This window comes from Streptococcus sp. 339 (genome assembly GCF_013277285.1).
Lineage (GTDB): Bacteria > Bacillota > Bacilli > Lactobacillales > Streptococcaceae > Streptococcus > Streptococcus pseudopneumoniae.
This window is the reverse complement of record NZ_VMMR01000043.1, coordinates 1-14,437: the sequence shown is the minus strand read 5'-3', so window position 1 is coordinate 14,437 and position 14,437 is coordinate 1. Positions and strand designations below refer to the sequence as shown.

At 41.9% G+C, this 14,437-nt stretch carries 10 protein-coding genes and 3 pseudogenes; 1 reads left to right on the top strand and 12 read right to left on the bottom strand.

Annotated features, from left to right (window positions below):
* The 4 genes and pseudogenes from HT736_RS11430 to HT736_RS05940 form a co-directional block, all read right to left on the bottom strand.
* On the bottom strand, positions 1 to 992 hold a 992-nt coding region (locus tag HT736_RS11430), incomplete at its 3' end, for a YSIRK-type signal peptide-containing protein (protein WP_188110799.1).
* A 79-nt stretch (positions 993 to 1,071) separates the two neighbouring features.
* Entirely contained in the window at positions 1,072 to 1,209 is a 138-nt protein-coding gene (locus HT736_RS05950) for a hypothetical protein (protein WP_153300005.1), read from the bottom strand.
* A 407-nt stretch (positions 1,210 to 1,616) separates the two neighbouring features.
* Positions 1,617 to 2,094 (bottom strand): annotated as a pseudogene (locus HT736_RS05945) (DUF4231 domain-containing protein).
* A 128-nt stretch (positions 2,095 to 2,222) separates the two neighbouring features.
* A pseudogene (locus tag HT736_RS05940) lies at positions 2,223 to 3,025 on the bottom strand (IS5 family transposase).
* Positions 3,026 to 3,281: 256 nt separating this feature from the next.
* Between HT736_RS05940 and HT736_RS05935 the strand changes: the two are divergent.
* Positions 3,282 to 3,481 (top strand): annotated as a pseudogene (locus tag HT736_RS05935) (helix-turn-helix domain-containing protein); the annotation flags it as partial.
* A gap of 125 nt (positions 3,482 to 3,606) precedes the next feature.
* Here HT736_RS05935 and HT736_RS05930 read toward each other — a convergent pair.
* The 8 genes from HT736_RS05930 to metE form a co-directional block, all read right to left on the bottom strand.
* On the bottom strand, positions 3,607 to 4,491 hold the full coding sequence (locus tag HT736_RS05930; protein ID WP_172930837.1) for a PucR family transcriptional regulator: 885 nt from the start codon (positions 4,489 to 4,491) through the stop codon (positions 3,607 to 3,609).
* A gap of 3 nt (positions 4,492 to 4,494) precedes the next feature.
* A complete protein-coding gene (locus HT736_RS05925; RefSeq protein WP_050207972.1) occupies positions 4,495 to 4,881 on the bottom strand; it encodes a Mini-ribonuclease 3 in 387 nt (128 codons plus the stop codon).
* The gene (gene cysS / locus HT736_RS05920) at positions 4,874 to 6,217 is read right to left on the bottom strand and encodes a cysteine--tRNA ligase (RefSeq protein ID WP_050223374.1); all 1,344 of its coding nucleotides are present in this window, start codon (positions 6,215 to 6,217) and stop codon (positions 4,874 to 4,876) included. Before cysS ends, HT736_RS05925 begins: the two co-directional genes overlap by 8 nt.
* An 82-nt stretch (positions 6,218 to 6,299) precedes the next feature.
* Positions 6,300 to 7,193, bottom strand: a complete 894-nt coding sequence (locus HT736_RS05915) for a GNAT family N-acetyltransferase (protein WP_172930836.1) — start codon at positions 7,191 to 7,193, stop codon at positions 6,300 to 6,302.
* A gap of 11 nt (positions 7,194 to 7,204) precedes the next feature.
* A complete protein-coding gene (gene cysE, locus HT736_RS05910; protein ID WP_000539991.1) occupies positions 7,205 to 7,822 on the bottom strand; it encodes a serine O-acetyltransferase in 618 nt (205 codons plus the stop codon).
* 15 nt (positions 7,823 to 7,837) lie between these two features.
* Positions 7,838 to 10,051 (bottom strand): polyribonucleotide nucleotidyltransferase, encoded by a 2,214-nt coding sequence (gene pnp, locus HT736_RS05905; RefSeq protein WP_172930835.1) that lies wholly within the window; start codon positions 10,049 to 10,051, stop codon positions 7,838 to 7,840.
* Between the two features lie 840 nt (positions 10,052 to 10,891).
* A complete protein-coding gene (gene metF / locus HT736_RS05900) occupies positions 10,892 to 11,758 on the bottom strand; it encodes a methylenetetrahydrofolate reductase [NAD(P)H] (protein ID WP_023933248.1) in 867 nt (288 codons plus the stop codon).
* 102 nt (positions 11,759 to 11,860) lie between these two features.
* Positions 11,861 to 14,110, bottom strand: coding sequence for a 5-methyltetrahydropteroyltriglutamate--homocysteine S-methyltransferase (gene metE / locus HT736_RS05895; RefSeq protein ID WP_172930834.1), 2,250 nt, complete (start codon positions 14,108 to 14,110; stop codon positions 11,861 to 11,863).
* Positions 14,111 to 14,437: the final 327 nt, after the last annotated feature.

Below are 14,437 nucleotides of genomic sequence, written 5' to 3'. Positions count from 1 at the left end.
TTTGACTTAGGATCGTTTGGATTCGTTCCTTCTGCCTTTTCTACCTTATCAGGGAAACCGTCTCCGTCGGTGTCTTTGGTATCTGGATTTGACTTAGGATCGTTTGGATTCGTTCCTTCTGCCTTTTCTACCTTATCAGGGAAACCGTCTCCGTCGGTGTCTTTGGTATCTGGATTTGACTTAGGATCGTTTGGATCTGTTCCTTTCTCTTTTTCTACCTTATCAGGGAAACCGTCTCCGTCTGTATCTACTGTTTCATTAGGTCCTACTGCAACATAGCGAGGATATCTTGAACGAGGCTGTACAATTCCAGCTACGACAGGTAATTGTGAAGCCACTACCCCATCTTGAACATCCGCTTCTATTTCCCACTTGTAAGCATTGTGAGAAAAATTTTCCCATGAATTGATACCAAACAGTAACTGATTTTTTTCTTTCCACTCAGTTGGAATATCGGAACCTGAACCAACCTTTCCTATTTTTTCCCAAAATTCATTCCATTTTCCTTCGTTTCTAGGGTCAAAATCAGGATTGAAAACTAATTCTCTTGTCGCACCAGGAAATTCATGCACTCCCAAATCGTGCACTAATTTCCACGGCAATCCCCCTCCCCCTGTTTTTCCATCAGAATTATAAGTTCTAATCCTAACCGTCCGATGGTCCAAACCAGTTGGTAACCAAGCAGTAAGTCCTGGCCTAGCCCAGTATTCATAATTTTTATTGAAAAGTATTGTATATTTTACATGCTTGCCATTTTTTGATATCTCAGTCCTTACTTGTACTGATTGCTTAGCATTCTCAACTTCTTTAGGTGTATCCCCAAGATAGGTCACATTATCTACCGTTTCAAAATGAGCGGAAACGGTAGATATATCACTGCCTAAAAAGGAGAGTCCTACCAACACAGAAGCCGCGCCAAATTTAAATTTTCTGAGAGAGTAGCGAAAGGCTTTCTCTCCACCTTTTTTCTTATTTTGTATCAATTTCAACAATTATTTTTCTCCTTATGTTCTAAGTAATTCTTTCTGTGAACTCCAAGGCCAGCCAGCTTTTTTCTGACTTCAGAAAGCCTCAAGTGTAGCCGTCTGCTTCCTGGGTATCAATGATGGCAAAGACTCCTACAGGGCAAAAACCATGCTCTGGATAGTCCAAGCCTGGTAATAAGCAGAGGTACCAACGCCTGTAGATACATACCAGGTGCTCCTTCATCGCTCAAACCGCCATTATGTTGGATGACAATCCTATCGATAGCTAAACGATTGTCATCGCTATTCATGATTTCTTCGTCGACATCAGCGATAAGACCTGAAAATAAATCACCATTTATCCGTTTTGTTTTAACCTTAATCACCTCCTAGTTATCTTCCTTTAGGTGTTGAAACATTGAAATCTGCACTCTTTCCATTTCTAAAAAACCATCTACTAGCTACTCAACCACATCCGTACTGGTTAGACCATAAGCTTGTTTAACAGTCTCCGTCTAAACTGAGTTTTCTTTCAAATGCACCGAGACAAACTCAAGTTTCAAGGAAGTTCCTGTCTTTTAAGCACAAAAAACAAACCGGACCTTGAGTTGTTTTACGCTGTAAATTCCATTTTTTCATACTGCTTTCCAGTCAGGCTATTCTTTCCCTGACTATAGGTTTTCTTTTACCCCCTCGATTTTTCTTGCATTGGAGTGGAGTTTCCGCAGGCACACCCGCTTCTTTAGACTGGATGCCTTCCCACTTGATTATTTCGTCAGAGATTATCCCTTCACAGATCTTGACAAAGAATGTAGAAGGCTTGCTTTCACCTGCGTATTTATTTCTCAGTCAGACACTGGTAGAGAAACTTTTCTCGTTCTAAAAGTTGCGCTGCCTTCTGATAGGATATCCAGTGTTCCTTGCTATTATAAATACCAAGCAATCCCTCACAAAGCAACCCCATGCTTGAAAGCACAACAGAGACAAGGCGATAGTAATCGCCCGACATGGGAATGGCACAAAAAATCGCAATCAAAAAACCGGAAACAATCTCAGCAATCTCCAAGACCTTGTAGCGTCTGCGATGCTGGAAACTTTTCCCCTGAAAGCAGGTGATTTGCTTTTCCAATCACTCTGTCATATAGACTTCTTCTGGTGTCATATAGAACTCCTCTCTGTTTTGTTTACCACTATCATAATAATACATAATAGAAAGTGAATCAACTTGTAGATTGTAAAACTAGACTTCCTGCAAAACTAGAATCCTAGTTCACGGTTGATAATGCCAGCAATCGAGTTCATTCGTAAGCCGAAGCGTTTACGATGATTTCGATAGGTTGTTGAAAACATTTTAAACATTTTTACTTTGGCAAAGATGTTCTCAACCTTGCTTCTCTCCTTGGATAGCGCATGGTTACAGGCTTTATCTTCAGCTGTTAGCGGCTTGAGTTTGCTGGATTTACGTGGAGTTTGTGCTTGAGGATATATCTTCATGAGCCCTTGATAAGCACTGTCAGCCAAGATTTTACCAGCTTGTCCGATATTTCTGCGACTCATTTTGAACAACTTCATATCATGACAACAGTTCACAGCGATATCCAAAGAAACAATTCTCCCTTGACTTGTGACAATCGCTTGAGCCTTCATAGCGTGGCATTTCTTTTTACCAGAATAATTTGCTAATTCTTTTTTTAGAACGATTGATTTTTACTTCCGTCGCATCAATCATTACCGTGTCCTCAGAACTGAGAGGAGTTCTTGAAATCGTAAAACCACTTTGAACAAGAGTTACTTCAACCCATTGGCTCCGACGGAGTAAGTTGCTTTCGTGGATACCAAAATCAGCCGCAATTTGTTCATAAGTTCGATATTTTCGCACATATTGAAGTCGCCATAAGAAAGTCTTCTAGGCTTAGTTTAGGTTTTCGTCCACCTTTTGCGTGTTTAAGTTGATAAGCTGTTTTTAATACAGCTAACATCTCTTCAAAAGTGGTACGCTGAACACCAACAAGACGCTTAAATCGTGCATCAGTTAGTTGTTTACTTGCTTCATAATTCATAGAACTACTATACCATATTTTGTTTCGCAGGAAAGTCTAATATATAAATAGCAACTTACGACTATTTACCCCACTGTACCTCCTATGAAGAATATACAGTCTAGTGATAATTATACCACCCCCCCCCCCGAATTTTGCAAGGAAAAACATTTTATTTTTTCTGTTTTGTAATTCGAATGTGAGAATGTCTTTAGTAAATCGAACGTGAAAATGTCCCATTTGATAAAATAGTCGTATGAAAAGTATCCAACTGAATATGAATGAAACGAAAAAATATCTTGTGATAAAAGCTATAGACCAAGGAAAGAAAACAAAGAATCGAGCCTGTGTCGAACTCAATCTTTCTAAAAGACAAATCAATCGTCTGCTACTAGCCTATCAACAGAAAGGAAAAAAGCCTTCAGACACGGAAACAGAAATCGAAAACCAAAACATGCAATCCCTGATGAAAGCAAAATAATTGCCCTCAATCTCACCATTTTTTTGGGACATCATCACTTTCGATTGACAGCATCAATCCACTATAACTCTGCACATAAAAATGGAGAAGATGCAATCCTCTTCTCCAAATATTAACTTCTTTACAAACCAACTATAGTTGACAAAGAACCTAAAATCAATTGATAACACAGGGTCAGGTCGGTCAATTCCTTCAACTGTAGCCCTGTCAATTCTTCCCATTTATCAATTTTGTATTGGAGAGAATTGCGGTGCAGATAGAGTTGCTGGGCTGTTTTTGTTAGGACAGCACTATTTTCCCAAAGGGAGAGAATGATTTCCTGAATCTGATCTTGATCCAAAATCATCTGGTGTAGACATTCCTTGATTGGCTTCAAGTCCACGAGCCTTTCTCCCATACTCCAAAGATAGAGCTGTGAAAAAGTATGAACACCTTGGTGACCCTGACGCCACCAAGTCTTAAACAAATCTCTCTCTGCTTTAATCAAGTCTGATAGGGCTTGATGTCTTGCCTGAGACCAAACCTGGCCTAACATGATAGAGAGACGAAGTCCAAAGTCATACTCAACCGCTTCAATCGTATCAGATAAGATTGAACGTACAGAGGTGTACTTATCTTGTTGCAGCACGAAAACATAATCCTGAGCTCTGACCTGAAGCACCGTCTGACAATTCGGAAAAAGAGTCCGCATCATATCTAGCCAAGAAGCCAGATTTTCCTGCTGAAAATAGGAAAGATGGCAATACACCAACTGAATCTTTTTAAAAGTTTGCGGTGCCTGACCCTTCCCCTCAATCAGATAGGAATACCAAGGATTGAGCGAACGAGCCTGCTCCTGCTGGGTCAAAAGGGAAATCAACTGCTTTTCACGCTCACTGAGCCCAGCTTTCTCCAGCAAAATCCACTGCTGAGAAGCTAAAGGGAGAGTGAGATAGCCCTCTTTCTCTACTGGTTGGTCTGAAATCTGAGCCTCAGGAAACCAGTCTTGTAGTTCTTTTGTCATCATGTCCTAGCCCTCCACTTTTTGGATGCACCACCAAATCAAGCTCTCAAGACGTTCCAAATTTTCAGTCATATGGAGATAGCCCATCACAGCTTCAAAACCTGTGGACATGCGGTAAGTCACCACATCGGCATTTTTAGCCTTTGTGTGGCTATTGGTATTGCGGCCACGTTTGTAGATTTCTTTTTCTCTTTCCGTTAGGACTTGCTCCTCTAACATGAGGGAAATCAGGCTAGCCTGAGCTTTGGCCGACACATACTTGGTCGCTTCTTGATGGAGTTTATTGGGTTTGGTCATGCCTTTGAGGATGAGGTGACGACGAATATACATGGAATAAACCGCATCTCCTTCAAAGGCTAGCGCAATCCCATTAATGATATTGACATCAATCACGTGTCCACCTCACTCCATCCTTGGTGTCAAGGAGCTTAATTCCCTGAGCAGCCAATTGATCACGGATTTGGTCTGCTGTCGCAAAGTCACGATTGGCACGCGCCTCTTGGCGTTTTTGAATCAAGTCTTCAATCTCTGCATCCAAAGCTTCCTCAACAAAGACAATTCCAAAAATTTCTAACATATCTGCAAGAGCTTGCTTGACACTTGCATCATAGTTCCCTGAGTTGATCCATTTGGCCATTTCAAAGACAACTGTGATACCGTTGGCAGCATTAAAATCTTCATCCATAGCTGCTACAAACTTATCTTTAAAGTTTTGTAACTCTTGGGCATCCACGTTTCCTGTAAATGGTTGCTCATAAGTATTCTTCAGATACTTGAGATTGGTCTCGGCATCGCGAACTGCCTTTTCCGTGAAGTTGATAGGCTTACGGTAGTGCTGGGTCGCAAAGAAGAAACGAAGTACTTGCCCATCAAGAGTTTTAAGGGCATCGTGTACCGTAATGAAGTTACCCAAGGACTTAGACATTTTGACATTGTCGATATTGACAAAGCCATTGTGCATCCAGTAGTTAGCAAAAGTCTTGCCTGTTTTAGCTTCAGACTGGGCAATTTCATTGGTATGGTGTGGAAACTCTAGGTCAGCTCCACCACCGTGGATATCAATGGTATCACCTAAAATCTCTGTCGACATGACTGAACACTCAATATGCCAACCCGGACGTCCAGGTCCCCAAGGACTATCCCAAGAAATCTCACCTGGTTTGGAAGATTTCCATAGGGCAAAGTCTACAGGATTTTCCTTACGAGCCGTTTCTTCATCGATACGACCTGAAGCACCTAGCTCCAAATCTTCCAAGGTTTTATTAGCCAATTTGGCATAGTTGTGGGATTTTTCCACACGGAAGTAAACATCCCCTTGACTCTCGTAGGCAAAGCCTTTTTCAATCAAATCTTCCACAAAGCGGATGATGTCAATCATAAACTCCACCACACGCGGATGGCGAGTCGCAGGTTTCACGCCCAAGGCCGTCACATCCTCACGAAAGGCAGCGATGTACTTGTCCGCAACTTCCTGAGGCGTGATGCCTTCTTCCCTGGCACGGTTGATTATCTTATCATCTACATCCGTAAAATTGGAAATATAGGCAACCTCATAACCACGATACTCAAAATAGCGACGAATGGTATCAAAAGTCACCGTTGAACGGGCATTCCCCACGTGGATATAGTTGTACACGGTTGGCCCACAAACATACATCTTGACCTTACCGTCCTCAATCGGGACAAATTCTCGCAAATCACGAGACATGGTGTCGTAGATTTTAATCATAAAATAATAGTCAGGAAAGCCAAAATCCGAGAACAGTTAGTTTCATCACTAAGAGTTCAATTGAATTTCAGTCCGAATCTCTCTACACTTCGGAATCCCTTGCTCCTTTCTCATTCAGATAAACCACCTGAGTCTGTTTGACAAAGCCAATTTTTTCATACAAATGTTTGGCACCTACATTGCTATCCTCTACTGCAATTTGGAACTCCTTATCATTTTGCTCAATCAGTTGGTTGACAAGGAATTTTGCTAAGTAGCTTCCATAGCCTTTCCCACGTTCAGGTTCAGATATTGCTAAACCGTAGAAGTAATTCGTATTAGTCGATAAATCTACCGTGCAAGTTCCAATAACCTGACCGTCTTTTAACAAAATATATAAGCGACTTTCTGGATCCTTCAGAGCTTCAGCGACATATCTATCCACAACTTCTCTAGATTCATGTTCCTCTGAAAATGCCTGAAATTTTAACTGACTAATTTGCTCCTGAAACGAACTATCTGCTAACAAAACTTCAAAATTGGAAAGATTGGAAACATTTCCTAACTGATATGGTCTTCTATCCTTACCTAACCAGGTTTCTGTCTCTTCATCCTCGACCAATCCCCAATTATTGACAAAATCAGGATGACGCTCTAGAAAAATACGCTCTGTCTGAAAAGTGACTGAACAAATAGAGAAAGAAGCTGTTTCTTTCTCAAAACTCGCAAACAAAGCACGCGCAATTCCCTGACGGCGATGATCTGGATGAACCAGTATCGTCACTTCCACATCTTGATCATCTGCATAAACAGTTAAGAGACCAACAAGTTCGCCTTTTTCATAATAAAGGAAAAAGGCGGGCATGTTTGGGTCAAAATTAAGCATGTTAGAGAGATAGGGATCACGATAGGTACCGTCATAGTTTTGGCAACAGTTAATTAGTTTTTTCGCCTCAGATAACTCCTCTTGGCTTAATTTGTTTCTTGCTTGAATCATATAGGTATCCTCTACAAACCAGACGATCTATGACTGGCATCTTTAGCCTGCTCGAGTTTATTGACATAATACTCTCGTTTTTCTTCGACTTCGTGAATGACAGGCTCATCTTTCTTACCATGAAGACGGACAATCTTAGCCGGAATACCGACAACCGTCACGTCACTAGGTACATCTGCTACGACAACTGCTGCAGCACCGACCTTGGCATTTTCACCAATTTCCACAGGCCCGATAACTTGGGCATGGGCTGATATGAGGGCTCCCTTTCGTACAGTCGGATGGCGTTTGCCACAGTCTTTCCCTGTTCCCCCGAGAGTCACTCCGTGATAGAGAAGAACGCCTTTTTCAACAATCGCTGTCTCTCCAATCACCAGACCAGAACCATGGTCAATAAAAACACCTGAATCAATCTGGGCTCCTGGATGAATCTCAATCTGAGTCCAAAAGCGCCAAAACTGACTGTACATACGAGCTAATAGTTTGAAGCCGTGCTTCCAGAGAAAATGCGAGAGACGGTGGGCCGCCAAGGCCTTGACACCTGGATAAGTCAGCAAAACCTCCAAAGTGGTGCGGGCCGCTGGATCATTTTCTTTTACAATATCAATGGTTTCGCGCCACCACCCCATACATTTCTCCTTTTCTTATTCTGAATCTTTTGGTGTTTCTGTAAATTCTTTCTTAGGTTTGTAATCCTTTTGATGACGTGGGCGGTGAGGGCGCTCAGACTTTTCACCTTTTTCATCATGCTCAGGTTTTGGCGGACGAGGTAGAAGAGCCTTCATAGAGGCATCGATACGGCCTTTTTCATCAATTTTGATAACCTTAACATCAACTTCATCCCCGATTTCTACCAAATCCTCTACACGATTGGTACGAGTCCAAGCCATCTCAGAGATATGAACAAGGGCATCTGTCTTATCAAAGAGGTTAACAAAGGCACCAAATTTCTCGATACGAACGACTTTAGCACGGTAAACTTCATCCACTTTGGCTTCACGAACCAAACCAGCAATAATTTCTTTGGCACGGTTAATAGCATCTTGGTCACTAGAGTAGATAGACACATTTCCTTCTTCGTCTATATCAATCTTAACACCTGTTTCAGCGATAATCTTGTCGATGGTTTCTCCACCCTTACCGATGACAATCTTAATCTTGTCCACATCAATCTTGATCGTATCAATTTTCGGAGCAGTTGGAGCCAATTCTGGACGAACTTCTGGAATGGTTGCTTCAATGACATCAAGGATTTCAAAACGCGCTTTCTTGGCTTGAGCAAGAGCCTCCGTCAAAATTTCTGCAGTAATCCCTTGAATCTTGATATCCATTTGAAGGGCTGTAATCCCATCACGAGTACCTGCAACCTTGAAGTCCATATCTCCAAAGTGATCTTCCAAACCTTGGATATCTGTCAATACTGTGTAGTTATTTCCATCTGAGATAAGTCCCATAGCAATACCAGCTACTGGCGCCTTGATTGGCACACCACCAGCCATAAGGGCAAGAGTTCCCGCACAGATAGAAGCTTGAGATGAAGAACCGTTTGATTCCAAAACTTCTGCTACTAGACGGATAGCGTATGGGAATTCTTCCAAGCTTGGCAAGACTTGAGCAAGAGCACGCTCACCAAGGGCACCGTGACCGATTTCACGACGACCTGGCGCACCGTAACGACCTGTTTCCCCTACAGAATATTGAGGGAAGTTATAGTGGTGCATAAAGCGTTTCTTGTACTCTGGATCCAAACCATCAATGATTTGAGTTTCTCCCATCGGAGCCAAGGTCAAGACTGAAAGAGCTTGAGTTTGCCCACGAGTAAAGAGACCTGAACCATGTACACGAGGAAGGAAGTCGACAACCGCATCCAAAGGACGGATTTCATCGACCTTACGACCATCAGGACGCACCTTGTCTTCTGTAATTAAACGTCGCACTTCTGCGTGTTCCATTTGTTCCAAGATTTCAGCCACATCACGCATAATACGGTCAAATTCTTCGTGGTCCGCATATTTTTCTTCGTAAACGGCAGTCACTTGGTCTTTCACTACTTGAGTCGCAGCTTCACGGGCCAATTTCTCTTCTACTTGAACTGCCTTTTGGAGGTCACTGTTGTAGGCTGCAATGATTTCAGCTTGCAATTCAGCATCCACGTGAAGCAATTCCACTTCTGCTTTTTCTTTACCGACAGCAGCAACGATTTCTTCTTGGAAGGCAATCAATTCTTTGACAGCTTCGTGCCCTTTAAGAAGCGCTTCCAACATGATTTCTTCTGACAATTCTTTGGCACCAGACTCTACCATGTTGATAGCGTGCTTGGTTCCAGCTACTGTCAATTCAAGAAGAGATTGCTCTGCTTGTTCTTGACTTGGGTTGATGATGATTTGGCCATCTACATATCCCACTTGTACCCCAGCAATTGGTCCGTCAAATGGAATATCTGAAATAGACAGTGCCAAAGATGAACCAAACATAGCAGCCATTGGTGCAGATGCATTTTCATCATAAGAAAGCACTGTATTGATGACTTGGACTTCATTACGGAAACCTTCCGCAAACATAGGACGGATTGGACGGTCAATCAAACGCGCTGTCAAGGTCGCATCCGTTGAAGGACGTCCTTCACGTTTCATAAAGCCACCAGGAAACTTCCCAGCTGCATACATTTTTTCTTCGTAGTTGACTTGAAGAGGGAAGAAATCCCCAGTTGCCATTTTCTTAGACATAACGGCAGCAGTCAAGACAGTTGACTCACCGTAACGCACGACAACTGCGCCATTTGCTTGCTTAGCAACCTGACCAGTCTCTACAATTAACTCACGACCCGCAAAAGTCGTTTGAAACACTTGTTTTGTCATTTTAATCCCCTTTGGATTGATGAAATTATACGCCTTGCCTACAAAAATCAAGATACTAAGCCGTTAAGCAACTCAAAGGAAAATAGGAAATCGAACGACGGAGCGAATGCTCCTAGGTAGATTTATCTTTTTCCACAGAGTTGTAGGCGTGTTCAATTACTCAAGATACCAAGGACGTCAAGCAACTCAAAGGAAAATAGGAAATCGAACGACGGAGCGAATGCTCCTAGGTAGATTTATCTTTTTCCACAGAGTTGTAGGCGTGTTCAATTACACAAGATATTTTGGACGGTTCGGCTTGCCGAACATTTCTGTAGAAAAATAGGAAGGTGACGCCGCACTCGATGAGTGCTAGGAAGCTTATCTTTTTTCCTAAGGAATGAGGCCAAAATTCAATTAAGTATCTTTTTGATATTTCCCTGGAATAGTGCGGACGGGAGCTAAAATTATCCAGTGGATGATTTTAGAAATCCAACGGAATTTCAATGGTAATTTTTAATTACTTCGCCTTTTTATTTCTATACTCAGGCTAAAATAGTTTCCCGAACTATTTTACTCTCAAAAATCCTGCCTTAGATAATAATATTGTTATCATCTAAGATACCACGATAGCGTGAAATATCTTTTAAATACTCACTCCGTTCGTGTTTTTTGAGACACACATTATCAGATTTTGCTTAAAAAATAATCAACTTTAAACAAACTTCTACAACCTAAATACCCTCATCTTTGTATCAAGTACGTACAAAGTCTATTTTATCATATTTTTCTTAAAAAGTGCGGTCTTTACCATTAAAAAGGAACCATTCCCCTCACTTGAGAAGAATGGTTTTCTTTTTATTATCCTAGAGACTGATGATTAAACAAGGCATGTGTTGCTTGGTGGATGTATTTTGCTGTATCCGCATTGTTCATAGTGTAGAGATGCACACCGGCAACATCCTGAGTTACCAAGTCCACGATTTGGTCCACTGCATAGGCAAGTCCTGCTGCTCTGAGCGACTCAGGGTCATGCTCATACTTGTCTAAGATGGATTTAAATTTGCGTGGAAGATGGATATTCTCACAAGTCTTCAAGAGGCGGAGAGCCTGATTTCGATTCAAAATTGGCATAATCCCTGCATGAATGGGAACATCAATCCCAGCCAAGATGCACTTGTCTTGGAAATCATAGAAGCGCTCATTATCAAAGAAAAGCTGGGTTACGAGGCTCGAACAACCTGCATCCACTTTCTTCTTGAGATTTTGAATATCTAAAATCTGATTTGGCGAATCTGGGTGCCCTTCTGGATAGCAAGCACCAACAATATCAAAGTGAGGAGCTTGTTCCTTGATGAACTCAATTAAGTCCGTTGCATAGCGGAAATCCTTTTGCGGCTCCACATCTGGAATAATATCCCCACGAAGAGCCAAGATTTTCTGCACCCCAACCTTGTCCAAGTCCGCAATGGTTTCAGCCACCTTGTCCTTAGTCAAATAGATGGCTGGCAAGTGGGCAATGGTCGGAATCGCCAAGTCATTTTGGATAAAATCAGCCAAACGGACCGTCGTTTCCTTGATATTAAATTTATTATTGCTGGCAGTTACACTGATAAAGTGGGGAGTCAACTCCTGCATATCTTGAAGGGCAGAAATAATGTTATCATTACCCACGGCTGGGTTGGGAGGGAACACTTCAAATGAGAGTGACGGTGTTTGGCGTGACATAGTCATTATCCTTTTCTAGTTAATTTTTTTCGTTAGCTGGATTCCTAGAATCCAAGTGAAACAGGCAGATTGACCAAACAGCGCTTCTTGAGAAATCTAATCTTACAATTTCTCACGCGCAGCTTTCGCTGCTTCAACAAGGCGGATCAAGCTTTCTTTTGTTTCTGGAATACCACGTGTTTTCAAACCACAGTCAGGGTTGATCCAAACTTTCTTGCTTGGCACTTTAGCAAGGATGGCTTCGATTGTATTGTCGATTTCGCCTTCATTTGGCACACGAGGTGAGTGGATATCGTAAACCCCAGGTCCCACTTCTGTTTGGAAGTTTTTCGCTTTGAGTTCGTCCAAGATTTCAAGGTTTGAACGGCTAGCTTCAAAGGAAATAACGTCTGCATCCATGTTATCGATAGCTGGGATGATATCTGTAAATTCTGAGTAACACATGTGAGTGTGGATTTGTGTGTCTGGCGCTACTGTTGAGTGTACCAAGCGGAAGGCAGGAATTGCCCAGTCAAGGTAGTCTTCGTACCAGTCGCTACGACGAAGTGGCAATTTTTCACGAAGAGCAGCCTCGTCGATTTGGATGATTTTCACACCAGCAGCTTCAAGGTCAAGTACTTCATCCTTGATAGCAAGGGCGATTTGAAGAGTAGAATCCTTGATAGAGATGTCTTCACGTGGGAATGACCAGTTGAGGATGGTAACAGGTCCAGTCAACATACCCTTAACAGGTTTGTTTGTACGGCTTTGTGCATAGCTAGACCATTTAACAGTGATAGGGTTAAGACGAGTGACATCACCCCAGATGATTGGTGGTTTCACCCCACGCATACCATATGATTGTACCCAACCGTTTTTAGAGAAGAGGTAACCTGACAAGTTTTGACCGAAGTACTCAACCATGTCATTACGCTCAAATTCACCGTGAACAAGGACATCAAAGTCGATATCTTCTTGCCATTTGATCCATTCATCGATCGTTTCAGCAAGGAAAGCGTCGTACTCTTCTTGAGACAATTCACCTTTACGGTAAGCCAAACGTTTGGCACGAACTTCTTTTGTTTGAGGGAATGAACCGATAGTTGTTGTTGGAAGAGCTGGAAGTTTGAAAGCTTCTTCTTGGATAGCTTCACGTTCTGCAAAGGCTGGCAAACGAGTGTAGTCTGCGTCCGTCAATCCAGCGATACGAGCACGAAGTTCCGCATTTTCACCCACACGCTCAGTCGCAAAAAGTTCTTTGTTGGCGGCAAGTGCTTCTTCACCTTGACCATTGCGGATAGCGTCCAAATCACGGATTTCATCCAATTTTTCAACTGCAAAGGCAAAGTGGTTCAAGATAGCTGGTTCAAATTCTTCGTTAGCTGTTGTAAATGGCACATGAAGAAGTGAGCATGAGCTTGTCAAAACGATGTTTTCAGCTGGGATTTGCTCAAGAACAGCCAAGCTCTTTTCGTAGTTGTTGCGCCAGATGTTTTTACCATTGACAATACCTGCATAGAGAGTCTTGTCAGCTGGGAAGCCACCTTTAACGAGTTCAAGAGTTTTCTTACCTTCAACAAAGTCAAGACCGATAGCATCTACTGGCAAGTTTACAAGGTCAGCGTATACGTCACGAACATCACCGAAATAAGTTTGAAGCAAGACTTCAAGACCTTTTTTGTCAGCCAAGAGTTTGTTGTAAAGGTTCAAGAAGAGAGCTTTTTCTTCAGCTGTCAAGTCTTTTACAAGAGCCGCTTCATCCAATTGGATGCGAGTTGCACCAAGTTCAGCCAATTTAGCAAAAACTTCTTGGTAAGTAGCCACTAAGCTATCTACGAAGTCGTCTGCTTTCACGCCTTCTTCAAAGTCTGACAATTGAAGGAAAGTGAAGGGACCTACAAGAACAGGACGAGTGTTGAGACCAAGTTCTTTGGCTTCTTGGAACTCATCAAAAATCTTGTGACCTGCAAGTTTGACTTGAGTGTCTTTTTCAAATTTAGGAACGATGTAGTGGTAGTTAGTGTTAAACCATTTCTTCATTGGGAGGGCGCGAACGTCCCCTTTTTCTCCTTGGTAACCACGTCCCAAAGCGAAGTAGCGCTCAAGGTCAGACAAGTCCAAGTTTTGAACTGAAGCAGGTACCACGTTGAAAAGGAAAGCTGCATCTAGGAAGTTATCATAGTGAGAAAAGTCATTTGATGGAATCTCAGTGATGCCTTTTTCTTTGACAATGTTCCAGTGTTTAGCACGTAAGTCTTTTGCTGCTGCTAAAAGTTCTTCCTCTGAGATTTCTTTTCTAAAGTATTTTTCAGTTGTAAATTTTAATTCGCGGAATTCACCCAAACGAGGGAAACCGATGATTGTAGTTGACATGATGTGTCCTCCAAAATTTGTTGTTGAAACTATCTTAACAGAAAAGAAATCATCTGTATAATTGTAAAAAATTAGGCTTTGATATAGTTTGAAACTATATATCTGTTTTAAACAAAAGAAAAAGACCTGAGACAAATGCCTCAAATCCTTTGTATAGCGTGTTTTATAGCTTTATTTCAGTTATGCTCTTCAAACGCTTTATTAGTAATTCTTATAAGTGACTATGGCTTGTTATTAGAAAAGACTATAATACTCTTCGAAAATCTCTTCAAACCGCGTCAACGTCGCCTTGCCTTAGACATATGGTTACTGACTTCGTCAGTCTTA

Excerpts from the sequence above, each read along its gene's own strand:
- HT736_RS05950 (WP_153300005.1), bottom strand. The coding sequence starts at position 1,209 with ATGAAGGAGCACCTGGTATGTATCTACAGGCGTTGGTACCTCTGCTTA.
- HT736_RS05930 (WP_172930837.1), bottom strand. The coding sequence starts at position 4,491 with ATGATGACAAAAGAACTACAAGACTGGTTTCCTGAGGCTCAGATTTCA.
- cysS (WP_050223374.1), bottom strand. The coding sequence starts at position 6,217 with ATGATTAAAATCTACGACACCATGTCTCGTGATTTGCGAGAATTTGTC.
- HT736_RS05915 (WP_172930836.1), bottom strand. The coding sequence starts at position 7,193 with ATGATTCAAGCAAGAAACAAATTAAGCCAAGAGGAGTTATCTGAGGCG.
- cysE (WP_000539991.1), bottom strand. The coding sequence starts at position 7,822 with ATGGGGTGGTGGCGCGAAACCATTGATATTGTAAAAGAAAATGATCCA.
- pnp (WP_172930835.1), bottom strand. The coding sequence starts at position 10,051 with ATGACAAAACAAGTGTTTCAAACGACTTTTGCGGGTCGTGAGTTAATT.
- metF (WP_023933248.1), bottom strand. The coding sequence starts at position 11,758 with ATGTCACGCCAAACACCGTCACTCTCATTTGAAGTGTTCCCTCCCAAC.
- metE (WP_172930834.1), bottom strand. The coding sequence starts at position 14,110 with ATGTCAACTACAATCATCGGTTTCCCTCGTTTGGGTGAATTCCGCGAA.